Origin of the sequence: Rhizobium tropici CIAT 899, from assembly GCF_000330885.1 — a bacterium.
Lineage (GTDB): Bacteria > Pseudomonadota > Alphaproteobacteria > Rhizobiales > Rhizobiaceae > Rhizobium > Rhizobium tropici.
Map to the genome: position 1 here is coordinate 1,403,387 of NC_020062.1, position 24,838 is coordinate 1,428,224.

Sequence of the window (24,838 nt, forward strand, 5' to 3'; positions counted from 1 at the left end):
GCGATCACAGATGAGGTCCGAACCCATCTTGGCGCCGACATCGCGGGGGGATGGATCTGGTAGACGCGGCGGCGCGCATCGAGCGGGTTTTGAAGAGCTCCTCACTTTTTGCCGTCTGCATGGCAGAGCGGCAGCCAAAAGTCATATCTCGCGTAAGCGAGTGCCTGAATTCCGCGTGAGCGCGACCATTCTATCAAGAGGGAAGAGCATAATGTCGCATGCAAATAACGAAGCCGTAAAATTCGCTTACTGGGTACCGAACGTCTCAGGTGGCCTTGTCATCTCGAACATCGAGCAACGCACGAGCTGGACAATCGAATACAACAGAAAGCTTGCGCAGATCGCGGAGGCGAGTGGTTTCGACTATGCGCTCAGCCAGATCCGTTTCACGGCGGGCTACGGCGCGGAGTTCCAGCATGAATCCGTCTCCTTCAGCCATGCCCTGCTGGAATCGACAACCAGCTTGAAGGTCATTGCGGCGATCCTGCCAGGGCCGTGGAACCCGGCGCTTGCGGCAAAGCAGATCGCCACCATCAACCACCTGACCAACGGTCGTGTTGCCGTCAACATCGTCAGCGGCTGGTTCCGCGGCGAGTTTGCCGCCATTGGCGAGCACTGGCTCGATCATGACGAGCGCTACCGCCGCTCCGAAGAATTCATCCGCGCGCTGCGCGGCATCTGGACCGAAGACAATTTCACCTTCCGCGGCGATTTCTATCGCTTCAACAATTACTCGCTGAAACCAAAGCCGATTGATCCTCAGCCGGAAATCTTCCAAGGCGGCTCGTCGCGTGCCGCGCGCGACATGGCGGCGCGCGTGTCCGACTGGTATTTCACCAACGGCAACACACCGGCCGAAATCCGCAAGCAGGTTGACGATATCCAGTCGAAAGCCAGGGAAAACGGCCATTCGGTGCGGATTGGTGTCAATGCCTTCGCGATCGTGCGCGAGACGGAAGAGGAAGCCAAGGCGGTTCTCGCCGAGATCATCGAGAAGGCCAATCCCGAGGCGGTCAATGCCTTCGGGCATGAAGTCAAGAATGCCGGCAAGGCCTCGCCGGAAGGCGAAGGCAACTGGGCGAAATCCTCCTTCGAAGACCTCGTCCAGTACAATGACGGCTTCCGCTCCAACCTGATCGGCACGCCACGGCAGGTTGCCGAGCGCGTCGTCGCGCTGAAGCAGGCCGGCGCCGACCTGATCCTCCTCGGCTTCCTGCACTTCCAGGAAGAGGTGGAGTATTTCGGCAAGCACGTCATTCCGCTGGTGCGGGAGCTGGAAGCGGCGCAGGCCGCGCAACCGGTCGCGGCAGAATAGACAATCCCGAGAGAAGCGGGCCGCCGGCGCGGTCCGCAATCGGCAAAGCATGGCGGAACCTGCCGGCTCCGACGGGAACTTGTGCCTCCTCAGCCAACGAATGCCGTGAGGGGCCGTGAGAGGGAAGGACATAAACGCAATGACCTATGCACTCAGAGGGTACGACACATCCCCTCCTTTGCCGGAGCTCCAGGGCCGTCACATCGAGACCCCTGCTCGGGCCGGTTTGGTGGCAAATGTGGCGATTGCGTCTGCGGAGGTTTTGCTTGCGCTGGATAACGTCAGCCTTTCCTTCGGCGGCGTCTCGGCTCTCGCCGATGTCGACCTCAGCGTCGAACGCGGCGAAATCCGCGCCATCATCGGGCCGAATGGCGCTGGAAAGAGTTCGCTCGTCAACGTCATTTGCGGCGTCTATCGGCCGGATCGCGGCCATGTCCGGATCGGCGGAAAGCGCTATGGCAATGTTCCCACGGATAAACTCGCACACCTTGGCATTGCCCGCACCTTTCAGAACCTTGCCCTTTTCAAGGGCCTGAGCGTCCTCGACAATGTCGTCTCCGGTCGGGCCCATACCGTCCGCTCGAGCTTCATCGGCCAGATCGCTCGCATCGGCGTTGCGCGCCGGGAGGAAGCGGATGCCCGCGAGCGTGCACGGCAGATCCTTTCTTTCCTTCATCTTGACGACGTCGCCGACCGGCTTGCCGGCACGCTGCCCTATGGTCTGCAGAAACGGGTGGAACTTGCCCGCGCGCTGGTCGCGGAACCGGATATTCTGCTTCTGGACGAGCCGATGGCCGGCATGACCGCGACCGAAAAGCAGGAGATGGCCAGCTTCGTGCAGGCGACCCGCAAAGCCCATGGCACCACGATCATTCTGATCGAGCACGATATCGGGCTCGTAATGGAACTGTCGGATCGGGTCGCGGTGCTCGATTACGGCCGCAAGATCGCCGACGGCACCCCGGAAGAGGTACGGGCCGATCAGCGCGTCATCGATGCCTATCTGGGCGTCGCCACGGAAAATGAAGACGGGGCGGGAATCTGATGGCGGACTTCGACTGGCTTTTCTTCATAGAGGTGCTTGTCGGCGGACTGCTGTCGGGCGTGATGTATTCGCTCGTCGCGATCGGATTCGTCCTGATCTACAAGACCTCCGGCGTGCTCAATTTCTCACAAGGAGCACTCCTGCTTTTCGCAGCCCTTACCTTCGTCAGCCTGGTTGAAAAAGGCGTGCCGTTTGCGCTGGCGCTCGTGCTCACCTTCGCACTGATGGTCATCATCGGCACCACCATTGAACGTGTCGTGTTGAGGCCGCTCACCAACAAGCCGCCTATTACGCTGTTTATGGCGACGCTAGGCCTCTCCTATGTTATCGAGGGCGCCGCGCAGTTGATCTGGGGAACGCAGGTGCATGGCCTCGATCTCGGCATCGAGGATGTTCCCTTCGACGTCGGCGGCGTGCTTATCAGCCAGTTCGACATCTTCGCCGCGGCGGTGGCGGCCATCATGGTGGCGCTCCTGTCGATCTTCTTCCGCTATACCCGGGTCGGTCTTGCCTTCCGCGCCGTCGCCGACGATCAGTTCGCCGCACTTGCCGTCGGCCTGCGCCTGCCTTGGATCTGGGCCACCGTCTGGGCGACCGCCGGTCTGGTGGCGCTGGTGGCAGGGCTTCTCTGGGGCGCTCGCCTTGGTGTTCAATTCTCGCTATCGCTGGTCGTCCTGAAAGCGCTGCCGGTCCTGGTGCTTGGTGGGTTCGACTCCGTTGCCGGCGCCATCGTCGGCGGATTGCTGATCGGAGCGACCGAGAAGCTCGCCGAGGTCTATCTCGGCGATTATTTCGGCGGCGGGATCGAAAGCTGGTTTGCCTATGTCGTGGCGCTCGCCTTCCTGCTTATCCGCCCCTCCGGCCTGTTCGGCCAGAAGCTCGTCGAAAGGGTCTGAACCATGGCGTCCATCACACATGATCTAGCCGGCACTTGGACGCTTCCGCGCTGGCTTGCACCGGTAGCCCTCCTTACCGTGGCCTATCTCGTCGTCCCCTTCATCGGCACCAGCTATCTCTTCGAAGCGATCCTGCTGCCGTTCCTGGCGCTCAGCCTTGTCGGCGTCGGCTTGAATATCCTGACCGGCTATGCCGGCCAGGTCTCACTGGGCAGCGCCGCCTTCATGGCGGTCGGCGCCTTCGGTGCCTATAATTTCAATCTTCGCATCGAGGGACTGCCGCTGATCGCAAATATCGTGCTCGCGGGTCTGTCGGCAGCGGCGATTGGCATCATCTTCGGTCTGCCGAGCCTGAGGCTCAAAGGCTTTTATCTTGCAGTGTCGACGCTCGCGGCACAGTTTTTCGTGCAATGGGCGTTGACCAAATTCAGTTGGTTTTCCAACAACTCCGCCTCAGGCGTGATCGACGCGCCGCCGCTTCGCATCGCCGGCATTGCTTTCGATGGCGCGATCGGGCGCTATCTTTTCGCGCTGACCGTCGTCACCGTCCTGACCTTTCTGGCGCTGCGGCTCGTGTCGTCTCAGACAGGACGGAATTTCATCGCGGTGCGTGACAACGAGACGGCGGCCCGGATCATCGGCGTGCCGGTCTTGAAGACCAAGCTGCTCGCCTTTGCGATTTCCTCCTTCATCATCGGCGTTGCCGGCGTGCTTTGGGCCTTTACCTATCTGCGCACCGTGGAGCCTGCGGGGTTCAACCTCGATCGCTCCTTCCAGGTGCTGTTCATTATCATTATCGGCGGGCTCGCCTCCATTCGCGGCGCCTTTCTCGGGGCGGCGCTGATCGTGGTGTTTCCGCTCGTCCTGTCGCGATTGGGAGCTTTCTTTCTCGGCGACATCTTTGATTCCGGCGTGCTCGACATGAGCCAGCGCATCATGCTGGGCAGCCTGATCATCCTGTTTCTCATTCTCGAACCGGACGGCCTCGTCGCCCTCTGGGACAGAAACGTAAGGCGAATCGGCAGCGTTCTGACACGGCGCTGAACTGAACCCGGAGCGCGCGCTCCCAAAAGCAAGAAATCCATTTTCGATCAATGCAGGTCCGGTCATCTCGCCGGCCATCACCCGGAGTGTATCCAGAAATGACAATCCTCAGCAAACTCAAGATCGCGGCGCTCGCTGCCGGGATCGCCTTCTCCGTGGCGCTTCCCGCCGCACATGCCGACGAGCAATATTTTCCGCTGCAAAGCTATCGTGTCGGCCCATATGCGGCCGGCGGCACTGGCTTCTTCGGCGGCTTCATCGATTACCTGAACCTGATCAACACGCGCGAAGGCGGCGTGAACGGCGTCAAGCTGACCTGGGACGAGTGCGAAACCCAGTATGAGGTCGAACGTGGCGTCGAATGCTACGAACGACAGAAAAGCCACCCCAACGCGGCAGCGTGGAACCCACTTTCCGTCGGCATCGCCTACGCCATGATCGACCGCATTAGCCAGGACAAGGTGCCGCTGGTCACGATCAATCACGGCCGCACCGATTCCACCGATGGCCGCGTCTTCCCTTACGTGTTCCCGCTGCTGCTCAATCCCTACAGCGAAACGTCGGGTATCGTGAACTACATTGCCTCCAAGCTCGGGGGTCTCGACAATCTCAAGGGCAAGAAGATCGTGGTCCTCTACCACGGTTCGCCCTATGGCAAGGAAACCATTCCGATCTACGAACTCCTGTCGAAGAAATACGGCTTCGACCTGCAGCAGATCGAAGTTCCCCATCCCGGCAATGAGCAGCAGTCGCAATGGCTGACGATTCGTCGTGCTAAGCCGGACTATGTCGTCCTACGCGGCTGGGGTGTGATGAATCCCGTCGCACTGAAGACCGCCGTCAAGGTCGGCTATCCGGTCGATCACATCATCGGCAATGTCTGGTCGAATTCCGAGGAAGACGTCATTCCCGCCGGCGAGGCGGCAAAGGGCTACACCGCGATTACCACGCAGGCCTCCGGCGCCGAGTATCCGGTCGTCAAGGAGATCGTGAAGACGCTCTATGACCAGGGCAAGGGCAATCTCGAGGACAAGAGCCGCATCGGTTCCGTCTATCACAACCTCGGTATCGTCAACGGCATCCTGAACGTCGAGGCGATCCGCATCGCGCAGGAAAAGTTCGGTAAGCGAACGCTGACCGGCGATGAGGTCCGTTGGGGCTTCGAACATTTACGGCTTGACCCGGCTCGTGTCGAGGCACTGGGCGCCAAGGACCTGTTCCACTCCATCAACGTCACCTGGGACAACCACGAAGGCAACGGCTACGTGACCTTCCAGCAATGGGACGGCAAGAAGTGGAAGGTGGTTTCCGACTGGATCGCGCCGGATTGGGCTCTATTGCGTCCCATCATCGAAAAATCCTCCGAAGCCTATGCCAAGGAAAAGGGTATCAAGCTGCGCACCTCCCAGGACGCAGAGGCCGCCACCAACTGATTGGCGGCAGGCCCGGTGGCGGTACGCCTGCCGTCACCGGGTCCGGCCTAGTCTGCGACAAGTTCGAGGAGAATCATATGGTCGATACCGATATCCTGCTCAGCGTCGAAAGTTTGAGGGCCACCTACAACCACACGATCACGGCACTCACCGATGTCAGCTTCAGCGTCAAGCACGGCGAGATCGTCGCCCTGCTCGGCGCCAATGGCGCGGGCAAGACGACGACGCTCAAAGCGCTCTCCAACCTCCTGCCGGCCGAACGCGGCCAGATCGTTGCGGGACGCATCCACTTCGGCGCAATCGATGTGACTACGGCAAGCCCTGCGGCACTTGTTCGCGCCGGGCTCGTGCAGGTGCTCGAGGGCCGCCATTGCTTCCGGACCTTGACCGTGGAGGAGAACCTGATCTCCGGCGGGCTTGGCCGCAGTGCGACACGCTCTGAAATCACAGCCGATCTCGAAAAAATCTACGCTTTGTTCCCACGCCTCAAAGAAAAGCGCCGCGTGACCTCCGGGCTGACCTCCGGCGGTGAACAGCAGATGACGGCAATCGGCCGCGCCTTGATGTCGAGGCCGCGTTTGCTCGTCCTCGACGAGCCTTCCATGGGCCTGGCACCGCTTGTCGTCCAGGACATTTTCCGGACATTGCGCCGCCTGAATGAAGAGGAAAGACTCTCCATTCTCGTGGCCGAACAGAACTCGGCCATCGCGCTGAAATATGCAGATCGTGCCACGATCCTCGAAAACGGTGTCACAGCCATCAACGGGGCGGCCGCGGATCTGCGCCAACGCAGTGAGGTGCAAGACCTCTATCTTGGGCGCAAAACGGCGGCCAGCGGCCATCTCGCACCCCTAGTCCCCGCAACCAATCCATAAACCCATCACAGCTGAAGAGGAGAGTTTGACATGACGATTTCGCAAGTGAAGACCGACGATGCCGCAAAGGCGGTTCCACCGGTTGCAAGGCCAACCGAGCCAGCTCACATCATCAAGAGCGATGCCGAGGCGATCGCTGTCGCCAAGAAACTGGCGGCTGAGTTTATCAAGGATTCCGCCAAGCGTGATCGTGAGCGGATTTGGCCGGCGGCCGAACTCGATGCCTTCTCTCAAAGCGGGCTATGGTCGATCAACGTCCCGAAAAAATTCGGTGGGCCAGAGGTTTCCTATGCTACGCTCGCAAAGGTGATCGAGATCATTTCTGCCGCCGATTCATCCATCGGCCAGGTCGCCCAAAACCATCTGGGCGTCGTCGCCGCCATCCGCACCGTCTCCGATGAGGCACAGCAGAAGCTGCTGTTTGGCGAGGTGCTGAAGGGCACTCGTTTCGGCAACGCCTTCTCGGAGTTCGGCTCCAAGCGGGCTGTCGATTTCGAGACCAGGTTTACCGACGGTGGCGACCATGTGATCGTCAAGGGGCAGAAATTCTATTCCTCAGGCGCACTCCTTGCCCATCTGGTGCCGATCGTCGCGCTCGATGACGAGGGGCGCGCCTGGTACGCGATTGCCGACCGCGGCGCACCCGGGCTCACCGTCATTGACGATTGGTCGAGCTTCGGTCAGCGCACGACGCTTTCGGGCACAGTGATCATCGACAACGTCACGGTGCCCAAGACGCATCTGGTGCCAGGCTACAAGGGTTACGACAAGCCGACCGCGGACGGCGCCATTTTCCAGATCATCCAGGTGGCGGTCGATACCGGCATTGCGCAAGCCGCGATCGACGAAACCATCGACTTCGTGCGCACGAAGAGCCGTGCCTGGGTGGACAGCGGCCTCGAGCGCGCCTCCGACGATCCCTATACGATCCAGGCCGTCGGCGATCTGACCTTACGCCTACATGCTGCGCAGGCGCTGCTTGAAAAAGCCGGCTATGCCATCGATCGCGCGGTGGCGAACCCCACCGAGGACAGCGTGGCCGAGGCGCAGATCGTAACAGCCGAGGCAAAAATCCTCTCCACCGAAATCGCGATTGCCGCCACGAATAAGCTGTTTGAACTGGCTGGAACCCGCTCGACACTTGCTGAACACAATCTCGATCGGCATTGGCGTAACGCCCGCACGCATACGCTTCACGATCCGGTCCGGTGGAAATACGCCATCCTCGGCAAGTACTTCCTAAATGGTGAAAAGCCACCGCTTCATGCCTGGAGCTAGATGCGATGTGAACTGGGCGCGGGCAAAATCTCGCGCCCTCTTATGCAGTAGTGCTATTTAGTGGATTTGGATATAACGGAGTTACCCGTCTTTATCCTCCGAGCGGATATAAACCTGCAGCGTATAGCCGATATGCTCGGTCATCAGAGCGCGTGCACGCTCGATATCGCGGTCGAGGGCGGCGTCCATCAGGGCCGTGTGATGCTCGATCGCCATGGCGTCCTGCAGGGCGGCGGCAGCTTCTTCGTAACCGATGGAGAGGCCGGCGGCCGCGCGCTGCGTCGGTGCCAGACCGAGAAAACGATGGTGGCGGCGAAGCTGATCCGCGATGGTGGACCGGAAGCGCTGAAGCCAGTTCGATGTCGCAGCACTGACAAGTGCTGCATGAAAGGCATTGTGCTTCTCGTCCCATTCGTCCGCCATTTCGTCGGAGGGGGACCCAAGCACGATCTTGCAGCGCGACAGACGGTAATGCGCCGTCACAACAGCCGATTCCCAATCCGGCCCGCCCTTCTCGATCGATTCCATGAAAAGCGGCAGTTCCACGATCATGCGTGCCCGCGTCAGATCCTCCAGTTCGGCGCGCGATACGGGGGCGACCGCAAAGCCGCGATTGCTGACCGCGGTAACCAGCTTTTCAGCTTCCAGCCGCGACAGCGCCTCGCGTAGCGGCGTCCAGCCGACGCCGTAGGTATCCCGAAGCATGCTCAACCTCAGCGAGGCACCCGGCCTTAACCTGGTATTGAGGATGTCGCGTCGCAGCAGCCAGTAAGCCGCCTCCGTCTTGCTTAGGGCATCCGTGTCTTGCATGATCCTCGTCCCAGTCCCCTCAGGCTCGGATTATATATAAAATCATTTGCCGCCCAAATTATATATAAAACCTCTCTATCGTGAATATCATATATCGCAAATTGACAGGCTTGCGGCAGTCGCTATGATCCCCCGTCAAGAGAGCCGATGGAACACGGCTCCTTGTCTATCCGGGAGGAAAATATGCTGAGATCTACATCTAAATGGCTCTCCGGCCTCGTGGTTGCCGGCGCGTTCGTTGCCAGTGTTGCGACGGCATCGGCCGAACCGATCAAGATCGCAATCGCCAATTTCGGGGAACATCCGCAGCTCAATGCTTCGATCGCCGGCTTCAAGAAGGCGCTCGCCGACAACGGCTTCATCGAAGGCAAGGATGTCGTCTACTCCGAGAGCAATACGAGCTTCGACGCCTCGCTCGTTCCGCAAATGATCGCCAAGCTGCAGTCCGAACATCCGAAGCTGATGTACACGGTCACCACGCCCGTGTCGCAGATCGCCAAGAAGGCGCTCGCCGGCTCCGGCATTCCGATCGTCTTTACTGCCGTCACCGATCCCGTCGCCGCCAAGCTCGTGCCGTCCTGGGACGCAGGCGACGCTGGCATCACCGGATCGAGCGATCTGCAGGACATCTCCGCGATCCTGACCTTTACCAAGAAGCTGCTTCCGAATGCCAAGCGTATCGGCATTCCCTACAATCCGGGCGAAGCCAACGACGTGGCGCTGCTCGACAAGGTCAAGGCGGCCGCTCCGGCAGCCGGCTTCGAAGTGGTTCCCGTCGGCGTCGACAATGTCAATGACATCCAGCAGCGCATCGCATCGCTCGCAGGCAAGGCGGATGTGATCTATACGCCCGCTTCCAATCTGCTGCAGCCGGCAATCCCCGCCGTTGCCGCTGCCGCCCGCCAGGCACAGATCCCGATCGTCAACTCCGACGACGCGGCTGTTCGCAACGGCGTCGTTCCGGCAAGCTTTGCCGTCAACTACGAGCAGGTTGGCAAAAACGCCGGCAAGATCGCCGCGCAGATCTTGAAGGGTGCCGATCCGAAGACGATCAAGCCCTCCGTTCCCGCCTATAAGGACCACGCGCCGCTGATCAACAAGGCCGTGTTGAAAGCCTTCGGCGCCGAGGTTCCGGCTTCGCTTGCCGATTGCAATTGCTTCACGAAGTAATAGGCGGCATCCTCTACTGCATAATTCCTTAAATCGACATCGGTTTAGGGATAGAATTGTGCAGCAGATTTAAAGTGCTACAGCGACCTTTGCGCGTCACATGTGATGCGCGGCGCTGTAGGATCAATCCGATCCATGGCGGCGTCAGGGGTGCCGCCATTTCATAACCCTATACTGCAGGGGAGGCACGGATGCTGGATATCAAATCCGCGCGCAAGGTTTTCTATAAAGGCCAGCCCGACGAGAAGGTCGCGCTCGACGGCCTGACGCTCTCCCTTAAAACAGGCGAATTCGGCGTCGTGATCGGCTCGAACGGCGCCGGCAAGAGCAGCATGCTGAATGCGATTTCGGGCGCTCTCAGCCTCGATTCCGGTCAGATCCTCATCAACGGCAACGACGTCACAGGCATGCCGGTCCACAAGCGCGCCGCGCGGCTTGCCCGCGTGTTCCAGGACCCGATGAAGGGCACCGCCGCCAGCATGACGGTCGGCGAGAACATGCTTCTCGCGGAACTGCGCGGCAAGAGCAGAGGATTTCGTCCCGGCCTGAATGCCGGCCGCCTCGCGGCCTACAAGGAGCGCCTGGCCGTGCTTGGTCTCGGCCTCGAAAACCGGCTGGACACCAAGGTCGAGCTCCTTTCGGGCGGCCAGCGCCAATCGCTATCCCTCATCATGGCAGTCGGCGGTTCGCCCGACGTGCTTTTGCTGGATGAACATACGGCCGCGCTCGATCCGCGCACCGCCGATATCGTCATGCAGGCAACGGTACGCACGGTCGAGGCGCTGAAGCTGACGACCCTCATGGTGACGCACAACATGCAGCACGCCGTCGATTTCGGGGACAGCATCATCATGCTCGATGCCGGCCGCGTGCATCTTGAAATTACCGGCGAAGGCAAGCGGCGCATCACCGTGCCCGAGTTGATCGGCCACTTCGCCGTCAAGACCGACCGAATGCTGCTGGTGAGCTGAGATCATGATGGACTTCATTCAGACAACCGTTTCGAGCTTCGTCTCGCTCATCCCGGTCACGCTGGCCCAGAGCTTCATCCTGAGCTTCGTCGTCCTCGGCATCATGATCCCGTTCCGGATGCTGAGCTTTCCGGATCTGACCAGTGAAGGCGCGTTTCCGCTCGGCGGCTGCGTCTGCGGTATTCTGCTTGCCGCCGGCGTCGCACCACCGCTGGCGATCGCCGTCGCGTTCGTCGTCGGCCTTGCCGCCGGCTGCTGCACGGCCTTCATTCACCTGCGCTTCCGCATTCATACGCTGCTCGCCGGCATCCTGATGTCGACGATGCTTTATAGCGTCAATCTCGGCATCATGGGCAAATCGAACCTCTCCGTCTTCGGCTCGCCGACTGTGTTCGACTGGGTACCCTTCACGACGCCGGGCTTTCCCGCGAGCAAGATCGTCATCGCCGGCCTGCTGGCCGTCATCGTGTTGATCGCCCTCAATCTCTATTTCAAGACGGAAAAGGGCACAGCCATGCGTGCCGTCGGCTCCAATCCCGACATGGCCGAGGCGCAGGGTATCAATGTCTGGGCCGCCACCATCGGCGGCGTCGGCATCGCCAGCGCCTTTTCAGCCGCAAGCGGTGCGCTGATGGTGCAATCGCAGGGCTTTGCCGACGTCAACATGGGTATCGGCATCCTGATCAACGGCCTTGCCGCGCTCATGATCGGCGAAGCCTTTACCGGCAAGCAGACCGTGTTGCGTCAGCTACTGGCGCCGTTCGTCGGCTCCGTCATCTACTATCAGCTGGTGTCGCTGTGCCTTGCCGCCGGGATGCCGCCGCCGAACCTGAAGCTCGCCACCGGCCTTTTCGTGCTTATCATGCTGGCACTGCCGAGCATCCGCCGCAGCCGCGGCGGAGCTGCCACCCGAGAAACCATTCGCGAATAGATTACGAGGCAACGACATCATGGATAGCCTTCCCGATCTCGCCGCCGTCGAGGCCATGGACGAGGCCGACCCGCTGCGCGTCTTCCGCAGCCGCTTCGCCCTGCCCGCCGGCGTCATCTATCTCGACGGCAATTCGCTCGGTGCAGCCTCGCACGAGGTCTTTGCAGAAGTGCGCCAGGCCGCCATGGAAGAATGGGGCAACGGCCTGATCCGCAGCTGGAACAGCGCCGGATGGTTTCATCTGCCGCTGGAACTCGGCGACCGCGTCGGCCGGCTAATCGGCGCCGCCGAAGGCCAGACCGTCGTCACCGACTCCACCTCGATCAACATCTACAAGACGCTTCATGCGGCGCTCGCAATGCGACCGGGCCGCAACGTGATCGTGGCAGAGGGCGACAGTTTCCCGACCGATATCTACATGGCCGAAGGCGTCCTTTCGACGCGCCCCGGTATCACGCTCCGCCTTGAAGGCCGTGATGCCAGCACCATCGAGGAGCTGATCGACGACAGCGTCGCCGTCGTCCTCGTCAATCACGTCAACTACAAGAGCGGCGAACTGCGCGACATGGCGGCGCTGACGAAGCGCATTCAGGCGGCCGGCGCGCTCGTCATTTGGGATCTGTGCCACAGCGCCGGCGCTCTGCCCGTCGATCTCGACGGTGCCGATGCCGATTTTGCTGTCGGCTGCACTTACAAATATCTGAATGGCGGTCCGGGGGCGCCGGCCTTCATCTATGCGGCGAAGCGTCATCACGCATCGATCGTTCAGCCGCTCAGCGGCTGGTGGGGCCACGCCCGCCCCTTTGCCTTCGAACAGAGCTTCGATGGCGATGCCGGTATCAAGCGTTTCCTCTGCGGCACCCAGCCAATCCTGTCGCTTCGGGCTCTGAAAGGGGCGCTCTCCATCTGGGACGAGGTGGACATGGAAGCCTTGCGCCGGAAGAGCATAGCGCTGACCGATCTCTTCATCCGCCTGGTCGAAACCAAATGCGGCCAATATGGTGTCGAGCTCGAGACGACGCGCGACAGCGAGAAGCGCGGCAGCCAGGTCTCCTTCATCCATAGCAACGCCTATGAAGTCATGCAGGCGCTGATCGAGCGCGGCGTTATCGGCGACTTCCGCGCCCCGTCGACATTGCGCTTCGGCTTCACGCCGCTCTATGTCTCATATCACGACGTCTGGCGCGCCGTGACGGTGCTTGAGGATATCCTGAGCAGCGGATCATGGAAGGATGCGCGCTTTGCGGTGCGCGGGGCCGTGACCTGATACGAATATCGGCAGCCGGAAGAAGGAGGCGGAGATGAGCTATTTCACGGTCACCGATTGGGACGCCGCCTATACCAACGGCGCTTATATCGTCGACGGCGATCGATGGCCGGCCGCCTGGGTCGAGCCGGCGAAGTCTTTCCGCGACAGGCTGACAACCGCGGGACGCGCAAAACTCGATCTGGCGTATGGTCCTGCGGAGCGCAATCGCTTCGATCTCTTTCTGCCCGAAGGCCAGCCGCAGGGATTGGTGGTCTTCGTCCATGGCGGTTACTGGCTGCAACTGGACAAAAGCTACTGGTCGCACCTGGCCGCCGGCTCGATTGCTAGAGGATACGCGGTCGCGATCCCGTCCTACACGCTCTGCCCGGAAAATCGCATCGCCGGGATCGGCAAGGAGATTGCGGCCGCGATCACGAAAGCAGCCGAGCTCGTCGGCGGCCCTATCGTTTTGACGGGTCATTCGGCCGGCGGTCAGCTCGTCGCCCGCATGATGACGACGACATCGCCGCTCGGTGAGACAATCCGCAAACGCATTCGCCACGTCGTTGCCATTTCCGGCCTTCATGACCTGCGCCCGATCATGAAGCGCAGCATGAACGAGCAGCTTCGCATCGATGCCACCGAGGCAAGGGCTGAGAGCCCTGCTTTGCTCGAACCGGTCGAAACCGTCCACCTCACCTGCTGGGTCGGCGGCGCCGAACGCGCCGAATTCGTCCGCCAGAATGCGCTGCTCGCCAATATCTGGACAGGACTTGGCGCTGCCACTGAGGTGGTGGTGGAGCCCGACAAGCATCACTATTCGATTCTGGATGGCCTCATCGAGGCCGAACATCCGCTGACGCGGGCCTTGCTAGCCGAATAACGTTTTCGCAGTCGGACAAGAGAGGTGCCCTCGGCGCTATCCGCGCCGAGGGCATTCCGTTAGCCGCGATTGAGATAGTGTCAGTTATTGACAGGCGCATTCATTGCCCAGGCGACGCCGAATGGGTCGCGGAGCTGGCCCCAGCGATCACCCCAGAACATCACCTGCGGCTCGACGACCACTTCGGCTCCGGCATCGACGGCACGCTGCCACCAGAAATCGAGGTCATCGACGACGAGCTGCATCGTGAAGGACTGCGGCTTTTCCAGCGCATGGCCATATTCCGGAAAAGCGTCGCCGAGCATGACCGAACTGCCGTTGATATAGAGATGAATATGCATGGTCCGGCCCTTTTCATCGACCGGATACATGAAGGCCTGTTCGGCACCGAAAGCGCGCTTGTAGAATTCGGCGGCCTTCACAGCGCCGTCTACCGTCAAATAAGCCACGACGCCGCCGCGAACCGGCACGCGCGGCGGCTGGAACTGCGTCTGATCTGCTGCATCGGTCATGTTCGTCTCCTTGGGAACGGTTCTAGGTGTCGTGCCCTTTCGAAGGGCTGCTCCAAGGACGTTGGCCGATCATCCTTCCCGACAACCGGCGCCGAATTTTTTCGATTGTTTCTCGCGCGCCGCTCCAGCCTTCGGCGACCATCCACGCGCTGACATTCAGGCGCGCATAAGCCGGGCGGGACGGGCTTCGTTTAAAATTCGCGCCAAGGCATTCTCGCGTGACATTGGTCGCCCGAGCAGAAAACCCTGCACCTCGTGATAGCCCTCGGCCCGCAATTTCGCCAATTGCGCCTCCGTCTCGATGCCTTCGGCCAATGTCACCGCATTGAAGCCGGAGGCAATACCGACAACGGCCCGCACGATTGCAAGATTGCCGGGATCGGCATCCATGCCGGCGACGAAACTGCGGTCGAGCTTGATCTTGTCGAAAGAGAAGGAACGCAGATAGCTGAGCGAGGAATAGCCCGTACCGAAATCGTCTATCGCGATGCGAATGCCAAGCTCCTTGAGGGCACGCAGCAGCGACAGGCTTTGTTCGACCTCGGAAAGCAGGATCGATTCGGTGACCTCGATCTCCAGGCGTCCGGGGCAAAGACCTGTCTCGCTCAGCGCCGAGACGACCGTGGCCAGCAGGCTCGCATGCCGGAACTGATAGACAGACAGGTTGATGGCCACTTTCAGATGTTCCGGCCACTCCATGGCGGTCCGGCAAGCTTCCCGCAGCACCCAGTCGCCGATCGGAACGATCATCCCCGTTTCCTCGGCGACGGGGATGAATTCCGCCGGCGCGATGAGCCCACGCTTGGGATGGCGCCAGCGGATCAGAGCTTCGAAGCCGGAAAGAGCGTCTCCGTCCAGACGGATGATCGGCTGGTAATGGAGCTCGAATTCGTCGTTCTGCAACGCCTCACGAAGCTCCAGCGTGAGCTGGTGGCGGCGTTCAGCTTCAAGCCGCATCTCCGTCTGATAGAATCGATAGGTCGAGCGGCCACTTGCCTTGGCGGCATAGAGCGCCAGATCCGCGTCCCGCATCAGCACATCAGCATCGTTGCCGTGCTCCGGCGCCATGGCAATGCCGATGCTGCAGGTCACATGTTCCCGCACCCCATCGAGATCGAAGGGTGCCGAGAGCGATTGCAACAACAGGTCGGCGAAGCGCTGGGCTCGCCCGGCATCCGTCATCCTTAAAACCAGCGCGAACTCGTCGCCGCCCAGGCGCGCGACCAGATCGCTCCTCTCGGCAAGCTGCTGGAGCCGCTCGGCAACCTGGCGCAGGAGCATGTCGCCGGCGGCATGGCCCTTGCTGTCGTTGATATGCTTGAAATGATCGACATCGATGTAGAGCAGCGCGATTGGCTTTTCCGGCCTCGCAGCCGCCACCTGCCGCACGATGCTCTCTGAAAAGAATGCTCTGTTCGGAAGGCCGGTCAGGGAATCATGCATGGCAAGATGCGCAAGCCGCGCCTCGACACTGCGCTCCTCGGTAACATCCTGGGAAATGCCGAGAACATAGCGCGGCGCTTGCCCTGACGGAGCGGGAAGCCCCCGCTTCGCTGTCTTCAGGATACGCAACACGCCATCCACCGTGTGAATGGTTTCCTCGAAGTAGACGGTTTCGGCGGTTTCGAAGGCAAGCTTGTCCTGCTCCCGGAAAAGCGCCGTCTGTTCATCGGAGAATATCGCCCGATCCGACTTGCCGATCACATCTTGTGCTGCGTGCCCCGCGATAGCGCCGCACGCCTCATTGAAGAGAATATAACGGCCGTCCCGCTCCATATCCTTGACGAAGACGCCGACGGGGAGATTGTCGACGATGCTGTCGAGCAGCGACTGGGTGGCATCGACCTGCCGCCGTGCCGCATTGACCTCGGTACGGTCCTGCACGATCGCCAGGATTGCTATCTTGCCGTCGAAGCGGATTTCCCGCCCATAGGTCAGAACCTCGAATGTCGCGCCATCCGCCTTCAGATGGGTCCAGCGCTGCGCCGTCTCGATGTCGGTGCGGTGGTGCACGGCATCCAGCATTCGCTCGCGCTCCACAGATGGCCTGATGTCGAGCACGGTCATGACCGCGAAGTCAGCATCGCCATAGCCATAGAGGTCGCGAGCCGCATCGTTGACGATCAGAAACTTCAACGTCTGCGGATCATAGACCCACATCGGCGACGGATGTGTCTTGAAAAGCGACCGAAAATCGTCGTTCGGGGCGTCGGGCCAAACGGAATTCATAGGAAGGTCGACCTTGCCAATTCGAGTTTGAAGATTAGCGAATTGGACATTGATAGACGAAAAAACTAAATAAAATCAAAATAGTAACGAGATTAAACTTTAGGCAAAAGCCTATCGAATATGCAACGACAGGCTTTATTCTCTTCGCCCAGTTTCATCGATATGGGACCGCAAATGCCGTGAGGTTCAAAGCCCCGCCTTGCCGATCGAGTGGATGACGCCGTGCAGCTCGCCAAGACCTTTCAGGCGGCCGATGAGGGAATAGCCGGGATTGGTCGGCTTATCGATATCGTCACCGATCAGATGGCCATGGTCCGGCCGCATCGGGATCATATGGTCTTCCCGGCCTTCTTTGCGGCGCCGCGCCTCTTCTGCAAGCAAAGTGCGCAGAATGGCATGCATATCGCTGCGCCCTTCCAGATGCGAAGCCTCCACAAAGGAGCCATCCTCTTCGATCGCAACGTCGCGCAGATGCGCGAAATTGATGCGGGAGGCAAATTCGCGGGCGATCGCCAGCACATCATTGTCGGCACGGGAGCCGAGAGAGCCGACACAAAGCGTCAAACCGTTGGCCGGATCATCGACAATGCCGAGGATGCGGCGCAGATCTGCCGCCGTCGAAACGACGCGCGGTAGGCCAAAGAGCGAAATTGGCGGATCGTCTGGATGGATCGCAAGCCTTGCGCCGAGCTCTGCTGCAACCGGAACGATCTCGTGCAGAAAGGCTTCGAGATTGGCCTGGAGATCTTCTGCCGTCATTTCGTTGAAGAGGGCGATGGCTGAGCGGATCGCTTCGCGGCCATAGCTGTCCTCACCGCCGGGAAGACCGGCGATGATGTTGTTCTCCAGCCGTTGAACGGCCTCCGGCGAAAGCCCTCTCAGCCGCTCCTCGGCACGCCGCAGCAGGTCCGACGCATAATTTCCTTCGGCACCCTGCCTGCGCAGGACGAAGACGTCATAGGCGACGAACTCCACCATGTCGAAACGCAATGCGAGCGCGGTGGTCGGCATCTCGAAGCGCAGATCCGTGCGCGTCCAGTCAACGACGGGCATGAAATTGTAGCAGATCGTCTTGATGCCGGAGCGGGCGAGATTAACGAGGCTGTCCTTCCAGACACCGATCGCAGTTTTCGCCCCTGCCCCGCCGAGCTTGATCGCGCTTGGAACGGGGATCGATTCACACACGCTCCAGCGCAGTCCTGCCGCTTCCACCAGCGCATTTCGCGCTTCGATTTCGGCGAGTGTCCAGACGCGCGAATGCGAGACTTCATGTAGCGCCGTGACGATGCCCGTCGCGCCCGCCTGCCGCGCATGCAAGAGCGGAACGAGATCCTTCAGGCCGAACCAACGCCAGCAGCTTTCCATACGACATCCCCTCCATTTGTCGGTCAAAATATCCTTGAAAAGCAAAATGTCTACCGTCATACGACAGTTGACACCTCTTATTGCCCAACAATATGATCCGATAGCGGAGGAGAGATGGTGGCAGATACCGCTGATATCGAGGATAGAGGTTCGGCGGTCGATCAGGTGGTCGACGCACTGCGACGGCTGATGCGCGAGCGCAATCTTGGCCTCGGAGATGCACTGCCCTCGGAGGCGGAACTTGCTTCCATGTTCAATGCCAGCCGCAATACGGTGCGCGAAGCGATCCGCATCCTGAAGGCCTATGGCATCGTCGAAAGCCGCCAGAAGGTCGGCGCGGTGATTACGGATCGCCGCCAGCAGGCACTAATGGAGCTTTTCTCTTTCGCCATCGACATCTCGGCAGAAAGCTTTCTCGATATCCAGGGGTTTCGTCGCCTCATCGAGGTCAATCTCAGTGACCTTCTGTTCGAAACTCTCGAGGAAACCGCCATCGACAGGCTGCGCTCCATCAACGACGCGATGAAGGCTGCATCGACATTGGCCGAGGCTGCGGAGCTTGATTTCAGGTTTCACGCCGCCCTTGTCGGCTTCGGCGGCAATCAGACCTTGTCACAAGTCTATGGCATTCTGCAGCCATTGTTGCAGCGGCTGATGGAAGTGGGAAAGCGCTCACGCGAGGCGGTCGACAGCGCCTATCACGACCATCGCGCCATCATCGAAGCGTTGGAACAACGAGATCGAATCGCCTACGCCTATCACATGAACCGCCACCTGCAGGCGGGCCTGCAATTCATCACGCCAAAGGCTGTTTGAGACATCCATTCCATCACGGATACATGACATGAAAAGACAGACGCTCGACACCGGCTGGACCATCTCGCGCCTTCGCGCGCCATCCAGTGCCCCGGCCCTGCCCAATTCGATCCCCGCGACCGTGCCGGGCAATGTGCATCTTGACCTGATGGCGGCGCAGCTGATCACCGACCCCTATCTCGACGTCAACGAGATTTCTCAGGACTGGGTTGGGCGTTCCGCCTGGCGCTATCGTCTGGCCTTCGACTGGGATGGCGAAGACGCCGAGCGCATCGATCTTTCCTGCCTTGGCCTCGACACGGCGGCACGCCTAGAACTGAACGGCACGGTGCTGGGCGAAACCCGCAACATGCATCGCAGCTACCGCTTCGGCATCGGCGATCACCTGAAAAGCGGCCGTAACGAGCTGATTGTTGATTTCCAATCCGCCTATGAACATGGCGAGGAGGTCCGCAGGCAGCTCGGCAGCGCCGCTGATATCCCCCAGAATTATCCTGGCCCAAGCAATCTCATCCGCAAGATGGCCTGCAATTTCGGCTGGGACTGGGGTCCGACCGTTGTCACCTCTGGCATCTGGAAACCTGTCGTCATCGAAAGCTGGTCGAAGGCCCGTCTCGGCAGTATCCGCCCGGAAATCACCCTGCAGGGCAGCCAGGGCGTCGCGCGCCTGCATGTCGAAATCGAATGGGCCGACAAGGGCACGGATAGTGTAGCGCTCGTATTGTCCATCGGCGGCAAGCGCGCGGAAGTGCGCGTTGCGCAGGGCGAGACCCATGCGCTGATCGAATGCCGCATCGACAACCCGCAGGTCTGGTGGCCGCATGGCATGGGCGGCCAGCCGCTTTACGATCTCGACCTGCAGCTGCTTGGCTCGGATGGGACGGCGCTCGACGGCTGGAAGCGGCGCGTCGGCTTCCGCTCCGTGCGGCTGGATACGACACCGGACGAGATCGGCTCGGCCTTTACTCTCGTCGTCAACGACGTGCCGGTCTTTGCCCGCGGCGCCAACTGGATCCCCGATGATTGCTTCCTGCCGCGCGTGACGCGCGAACGCTATCGTGAGCGGATCGCCCAGGCCCGCGATGCCAATATGAACATGCTGCGCGTCTGGGGCGGCGGCATCTATGAGACCGATACGTTCTACGAGGAATGCGATGCCGCCGGCATCATGGTCTGGCAGGATTTCCTCTTTGCCTGCGCCACCTATCCCGAAGAAGAGCCCGTCTATAGCGAGGTCGAGGCGGAAGCGCGCGAAGCGATCACTAGGCTCATGCCCTACGCCTCGCTGGTGATCTGGAACGGCAACAACGAGAATATCTGGGGCTATTTCGACTGGGGCTGGCAGGATGTGCTCGGCAACCGCCCCTGGGGCGCCGGTTACTACCTCGACCTCCTGCCGAAGCTGGTGGCCGAGATCGATCCCACCCGGCCCTATTGGCCGGGCAGCCCCTATTCCGGCTCGATGGAGATCGCGCCGAATGCGGACGAGCATGGCTGCAAGCACATATGGGACGTCTGGAACGAGGTGGGTTACGAGACCTACCGCAACTATATCCCGCGCTTCTGCTCCGAATTCGGCTGGCAAGCACCGCCGACTTTCGCAACCCTTGCCCAATCCATTCGCGAGAAGGATCGCGCCCCGGCCTCTCCCTCGGTCATGCATCACCAGAAGGCAACCGGCGGCAACGACAAGCTTCTGCAGGGGTTGGAAGGCTGGTTTCCCCACCCGCAAAATTTCGACGACTGGCTCTTCGTCACCCAGCTGAACCAGGCGCGCGCGATCAGCTACGGCATCGACCATATGCGTTCGCATCGGCCGACCTGCATGGGCACCATCGTCTGGCAGCTCAACGATTGCTGGCCGGTCACCTCCTGGGCGGCAATCGATGGCGCTGGCCGGAAGAAGCCGCTCTGGTATGCCTTGAAGCATAGCTATGCGCCGCATCTGCTCACCATCCAGCCGCGCGGGAACGGCCTGGCCGCGGTTGCCGTCAATGATGCTACCCTATTCTGGCGCGTGCCCTTCACGGTCGAGCGTTTCGATTTCACCGGTAAGCTGCTCGCCCGTCACCACGTCTGGCGCATCCTGTGCGATCGCTTCGAAAATACCGATATCGACATCCCGACCGAGGTCGCGACCCCGGGCGATCCGCGTCACGAATATCTGCGCGCCCGCCTCGGCGATGCGGAAGCGTGGTGGTTCTTCGAGAAGGACATGAAGCTGCAATACCCCCAGCCTCGCTTTGATATCGAGACCATCCAGACGACGGGCGGGATCACCGCAACCATCACCGCTCAGTCGCTCCTGCGCGATGTCTGCCTGTTCGTCGATCGCATCAATCCGAATGCCGAGGTCGACGACATGCTGGTCAATCTCGCGCCCGGCGAAAGCAGGACGTTCAAGATAAAAGGCATCTCAAAGGAGGCCTTCGACGATGCCGATCTTTCGGCGATCCTTCGCACGGCCAATCAGGTTGCGGAGCGCCCGCACCACTGACAGCGGGTACTCTCTCACGGAAAATATCCGGCGCATTGCGCCGGATATTTTCCGCAAGCCGTCACAAAAGATTGCGCTGGTGAATGGCGAATTGCCTCCTATGATCGGGCGCAACCTTGTGATCTAGTGCCCTCATCCGATCCATGAATCAGCGAGATCACGCTTATGTCCTCGGGCACCAATCGCAGCTTTCAGACGCCCCGCCGCGAAGAACTTGGCCTCATCACCCTCAGCAATACCGCCGGTCTTTCGGCTTCGGCCCTGCCGAACGGCACGCTGTTTTCGATCGACTTTGCCGACCAGCAGGGCGGCGTCATGATCAATCAGGTCCTCGGTTCGCCGGTCTATGGCGGCATCGGCCGGCTCTATCTGCGCATCGGTGGCGCCAAGCCGGCGACTGCGGAAATCGTCGGGCCAAAGGCTGCCGTGCAGTTCGGCCATGGCAAAAGCGGCTTTTCCTGGAGCGGCGAAACGGCCGGTGTGAAGCATACGATCAGCCTGCGGCTGCACCCGAATAAGACCGCATGGTTCTGGCAGGTTTCGCTGGAAAACAGCAGCAATGCGACGCTTTCGGCCGACCTCGTTCTCGTTCAGGATGTCGGCCTCGGCGATCGCGGCTTCCTGATGAACAGCGAAGCCTATGCCTCACAATATATCGATCACCACATTGCCGATCACAGCGCCTTCGGCCCTGTCATCATGGTCAGGCAGAACCTCAAGCAGGGTGGCGGGCGAAATCCGTGGCTTGCGCAGGGCTGCCTCGAAGGTGCGGCGGCCTACGCGACCGATGCAATCCAGCTCCTCGTCCCGTCCAAAGGCAATGATGGCGTCATGGTGCCGGACTTTGGCACCAGCCTGCCCAGCGCGCGCCGCCAGCACGAGGTCGCCTGCCCGACAATACAGTCGAAGCCGCTTGCGCTCGCCGCCGGTGCTAAGGCGACCACGACCTTCTTCGGCCTCTTCATCGCCGATCATCCGGCCGCTTCCAGCGATGCCGATCTTGCCCATCTCGATGGCCTGCCGGCGCTTCAAAGTGAGCTGGCAGCGGAGACGATATCCGCTGGACAACCAGTGCGCAGTCTCTTGCAGGACGCGCCGCTCGCCGAAAGCGACGATCTGGATCAAGCCGCGCTCGATGCGCTCTACCCCCGGCGTATGCTGGAAGAACATGCCGATGGAAAGCTGCTTTCCTTCTTCGTGCCCGACGGGCCGCACAACAGGCACATCGTGCTGCGTGAAAAGGAGCGGCTGGTGGCGCGCCGCCATGGCGCGATCGTCCGCAGCGGCCAGAACATGCTGCTCGATGACCAGACACTGGCCGCCACCTGCTGGATGCAGGGCATCTTTGCCGCGCAACTGACCATCGGCAACACGTCTTTCCACAAGCTGTTTTCAGTCTCGCGCGATCCCTACAATCTGACCCGGTCGAGCGGCCTGCGCATCCTCGTTGATCTTGGCGATGGCTGGCGCCTGCTTGGCGTGCCTGCCGCCTTCGAGATGGGCTTGAGCGACACACGTTGGATCTACCGTCTTCCCGGCCGCACCATTATCGTTTCGGCAATCGCCTCCGGCGACGACCCGGCGATGCAATGGAGCGTCTCGGTCGAGGGCGCCGCCTGCCGCTTCCTCGTATTCGGTCAAATCGTGCTTGGCGAACGCGATTATGAAGCCGTGGCAAACATCGCGGTCGATACGGCAGGCAAGCGCATCTCCTTCCAACCGCAACCATCCTGGCTATGGGACCGGTATCCGAAGGCTGGATACCATCTTGTCACCTCGACCCCGGATGCGTTCGAAGCCATTGGTGGCGATGAACTGCTCTATAGCGACAGTACCGCCCGCAATGGCCCATTCATCGCCCTGAAATCGCACCCGACGAAAGCACTGCGCTTTGCCGTCACGGGCTCGATGACCGATGCGCAGGCGGCCGAGGCGCTTGCCGCGCGCTATACCACGGGTGTCGAAAGCGAAGAGATGCTGGCGCCGGCGCGCCGCTTCTGGAGCCATGTGACGCGGGGCGCGCGTATCGAAGGCGATGGCCGCGATGTGGCCGCACAAGCCGTCATGCTGCCCTGGATCGCGCATGACGCCATCGTGCATCTCAGCGTGCCGCATGGGCTCGAACAATATACGGGTGCTGCCTGGGGCACGCGCGACGTCTGCCAGGGGCCGATCGAATTCCTGCTTGCCTACGAGCATGACGAAGAAGTCCGGCAAATTCTTTTGACGCTCTTTTCCGAGCAGTACCGCGATCGCGGCGACTGGCCGCAATGGTTCATGCTGGAGCCCTACGCCAATATCCGTGCCGGCGAGGCGCATGGCGATATCGTTGTCTGGCCGCTGAAGGCGCTCTGCGATTACATCGAGGCGACCGGCGACATCGCCTTCCTTGCCAAAACGGTGCCGTGGCGTGCCGACGACACGATGCAGCTGACATCGGAGCACGCGACGATCTCCGATCACATCGAAAAACTGCTGGACACCGTGCGCAGCCGCTTCGTGCCAGGCACGAGCCTGATCCGCTACGGCGAAGGCGACTGGAACGACAGCCTGCAGCCAGCCGACCCGCATTTGCGCGATTGGATGGTGAGCAGCTGGACCGTTTCACTTCTGTATGAACAGCTGGTGCGCTACGCCAACATCCTGACGCTTGCCAACCGCAATGACGAAGCGCAGTCGCTTCAGGCAACCGCCGTCGCCATGCGCGCCGATTTCAACAGGCTCCTGATGCGCGACGGCATCGTCGCCGGTTACGGCGTCTTTGATCCGAGCCATGACGGCGTCGAATTGCTGCTGCATCCCGAGGATACCCGCACCGGCCTGCATTATTCGCTGATCGCGATGACCCAGCCGATGATTGGCGGGCTGTTCGCTCCCGAGCAGCGCCATGCCCACATGAAGATCATCCGCGCGAACCTATTGTTCCCGGACGGTGTGCGGCTGATGGAAAAGCCGGCAACCTATTCCGGTGGTCCGGAAAAGCTCTTCCGCCGCGCCGAGTCCTCGTCCTTCTTCGGTCGCGAGATCGGGCTCATGTATGTGCATGCGCATCTGCGCTACTGCGAAGCCCTTGCCCTCGACGATGACGCGGAGGCCGTATGGGCGGCGCTTGCGCTCGCAAATCCGATCGCCGTCAGCGGGCGGGTGGAACACGCGTCGCTCCGCCAGCGCAACACCTATTTCAGCAGCAGCGACGCGGCCTTCGAGGACCGCTATCAGGCTTCTGCGGAATGGACGCGCGTCAAGGCGGGCGATATCGCCGTCGATGGCGGCTGGCGCATCTATTCGAGCGGCCCCGGCCTCTACACCAAGAGCCTTATCGGCAACGTCTTCGGCTTCAAGCGGCAGTTCGGCCAGCGCATCCGCAAGCCGCTCCTGCCGGCCTCGATCGGCGCTTGCGAGGTCAAGCTGGATTTCAAGGCTTGACCGAAATCAAATCAACAAGGCCGCTTTTGCGGCCTTTTTTCTCGCGCAGACTACCGCCGGTGCGTGCGAAATGGCACAGGCTGATGATACCCG

19 protein-coding genes are annotated in these 24,838 nt (G+C 60.9%); 15 read left to right on the forward strand and 4 right to left on the reverse strand.

The window, feature by feature from the left end:
• Positions 1-211: 211 nt before the first annotated feature.
• The 7 genes from sfnG to RTCIAT899_RS28575 all read left to right on the forward strand — a co-directional run bounded on the left by sfnG (position 212) and on the right by RTCIAT899_RS28575 (position 7,886).
• Complete coding sequence (gene sfnG, locus RTCIAT899_RS28545; RefSeq protein ID WP_015343318.1) at positions 212-1,315, forward strand: dimethylsulfone monooxygenase SfnG; 1,104 nt, start codon at positions 212-214, stop codon at positions 1,313-1,315.
• Positions 1,316-1,454: 139 nt separating this feature from the next.
• Positions 1,455-2,360 carry an ABC transporter ATP-binding protein gene (locus RTCIAT899_RS28550; protein WP_041678234.1) on the forward strand — a complete coding sequence of 302 codons (906 nt, stop codon included), beginning with the start codon at positions 1,455-1,457 and terminating at the stop codon, positions 2,358-2,360.
• On the forward strand, positions 2,360-3,256 hold the full coding sequence (locus tag RTCIAT899_RS28555) for a branched-chain amino acid ABC transporter permease (protein WP_015343320.1): 897 nt from the start codon (positions 2,360-2,362) through the stop codon (positions 3,254-3,256). Before RTCIAT899_RS28550 ends, RTCIAT899_RS28555 begins: the two co-directional genes overlap by 1 nt.
• Before the next feature lie 3 nt (positions 3,257-3,259).
• Positions 3,260-4,300, forward strand: coding sequence for a branched-chain amino acid ABC transporter permease (locus RTCIAT899_RS28560; RefSeq protein WP_015343321.1), 1,041 nt, complete (start codon positions 3,260-3,262; stop codon positions 4,298-4,300).
• A 98-nt stretch (positions 4,301-4,398) separates the two neighbouring features.
• Positions 4,399-5,733 carry an ABC transporter substrate-binding protein gene (locus tag RTCIAT899_RS28565; RefSeq protein ID WP_015343322.1) on the forward strand — a complete coding sequence of 445 codons (1,335 nt, stop codon included), beginning with the start codon at positions 4,399-4,401 and terminating at the stop codon, positions 5,731-5,733.
• 77 nt (positions 5,734-5,810) lie between these two features.
• Positions 5,811-6,608 carry an ABC transporter ATP-binding protein gene (locus RTCIAT899_RS28570; RefSeq protein ID WP_015343323.1) on the forward strand — a complete coding sequence of 266 codons (798 nt, stop codon included), beginning with the start codon at positions 5,811-5,813 and terminating at the stop codon, positions 6,606-6,608.
• A gap of 30 nt (positions 6,609-6,638) precedes the next feature.
• The gene (locus RTCIAT899_RS28575) at positions 6,639-7,886 is read left to right on the forward strand and encodes an SfnB family sulfur acquisition oxidoreductase (RefSeq protein ID WP_015343324.1); all 1,248 of its coding nucleotides are present in this window, start codon (positions 6,639-6,641) and stop codon (positions 7,884-7,886) included.
• An 81-nt stretch (positions 7,887-7,967) separates the two neighbouring features.
• On the opposite strand, the gene RTCIAT899_RS28580 is transcribed toward RTCIAT899_RS28575, so the two are convergent.
• Entirely contained in the window at positions 7,968-8,696 is a 729-nt protein-coding gene (locus tag RTCIAT899_RS28580; RefSeq protein ID WP_015343325.1) for a GntR family transcriptional regulator, read from the reverse strand.
• Between the two features lie 183 nt (positions 8,697-8,879).
• Here RTCIAT899_RS28580 and RTCIAT899_RS28585 point away from each other — a divergent pair, with 183 nt between their 5' ends.
• The 5 genes from RTCIAT899_RS28585 (at position 8,880) to RTCIAT899_RS28605 (ending at position 13,900) form a co-directional block, all read left to right on the forward strand.
• Complete coding sequence (locus RTCIAT899_RS28585; RefSeq protein ID WP_015343326.1) at positions 8,880-9,866, forward strand: ABC transporter substrate-binding protein; 987 nt, start codon at positions 8,880-8,882, stop codon at positions 9,864-9,866.
• Between the two features lie 191 nt (positions 9,867-10,057).
• Positions 10,058-10,837 carry an ABC transporter ATP-binding protein gene (locus tag RTCIAT899_RS28590; RefSeq protein WP_015343327.1) on the forward strand — a complete coding sequence of 260 codons (780 nt, stop codon included), beginning with the start codon at positions 10,058-10,060 and terminating at the stop codon, positions 10,835-10,837.
• Positions 10,838-10,844: 7 nt separating this feature from the next.
• Entirely contained in the window at positions 10,845-11,768 is a 924-nt protein-coding gene (locus RTCIAT899_RS28595; RefSeq protein ID WP_015343328.1) for an ABC transporter permease, read from the forward strand.
• Between the two features lie 19 nt (positions 11,769-11,787).
• Positions 11,788-13,035, forward strand: a complete 1,248-nt coding sequence (gene kynU / locus RTCIAT899_RS28600) for a kynureninase (RefSeq protein ID WP_015343329.1) — start codon at positions 11,788-11,790, stop codon at positions 13,033-13,035.
• A gap of 34 nt (positions 13,036-13,069) precedes the next feature.
• Positions 13,070-13,900 carry an alpha/beta hydrolase gene (locus RTCIAT899_RS28605; RefSeq protein WP_015343330.1) on the forward strand — a complete coding sequence of 277 codons (831 nt, stop codon included), beginning with the start codon at positions 13,070-13,072 and terminating at the stop codon, positions 13,898-13,900.
• A gap of 80 nt (positions 13,901-13,980) precedes the next feature.
• Here the strand turns inward: RTCIAT899_RS28605 and RTCIAT899_RS28610 are convergent, their stop codons facing one another.
• The 3 genes from RTCIAT899_RS28610 to uxuA form a co-directional block, all read right to left on the reverse strand.
• On the reverse strand, positions 13,981-14,412 hold the full coding sequence (locus RTCIAT899_RS28610) for a VOC family protein (RefSeq protein WP_015343331.1): 432 nt from the start codon (positions 14,410-14,412) through the stop codon (positions 13,981-13,983).
• Between the two features lie 156 nt (positions 14,413-14,568).
• Positions 14,569-16,641, reverse strand: coding sequence for a putative bifunctional diguanylate cyclase/phosphodiesterase (locus RTCIAT899_RS28615; RefSeq protein WP_015343332.1), 2,073 nt, complete (start codon positions 16,639-16,641; stop codon positions 14,569-14,571).
• Positions 16,642-16,827: 186 nt separating this feature from the next.
• The gene (gene uxuA / locus RTCIAT899_RS28620) at positions 16,828-18,006 is read right to left on the reverse strand and encodes a mannonate dehydratase (protein WP_015343333.1); all 1,179 of its coding nucleotides are present in this window, start codon (positions 18,004-18,006) and stop codon (positions 16,828-16,830) included.
• A 114-nt stretch (positions 18,007-18,120) separates the two neighbouring features.
• On the opposite strand from uxuA, the gene RTCIAT899_RS28625 reads away from it, so the two are divergent.
• From RTCIAT899_RS28625 to RTCIAT899_RS28635, 3 genes are all read left to right on the forward strand, one after another.
• On the forward strand, positions 18,121-18,822 hold the full coding sequence (locus tag RTCIAT899_RS28625) for a FadR/GntR family transcriptional regulator (protein WP_015343334.1): 702 nt from the start codon (positions 18,121-18,123) through the stop codon (positions 18,820-18,822).
• A gap of 28 nt (positions 18,823-18,850) precedes the next feature.
• On the forward strand, positions 18,851-21,319 hold the full coding sequence (locus RTCIAT899_RS28630) for a glycoside hydrolase family 2 protein (RefSeq protein ID WP_015343335.1): 2,469 nt from the start codon (positions 18,851-18,853) through the stop codon (positions 21,317-21,319).
• Between the two features lie 165 nt (positions 21,320-21,484).
• Complete coding sequence (locus RTCIAT899_RS28635; RefSeq protein WP_015343336.1) at positions 21,485-24,745, forward strand: GH36-type glycosyl hydrolase domain-containing protein; 3,261 nt, start codon at positions 21,485-21,487, stop codon at positions 24,743-24,745.
• Positions 24,746-24,838: the final 93 nt, after the last annotated feature.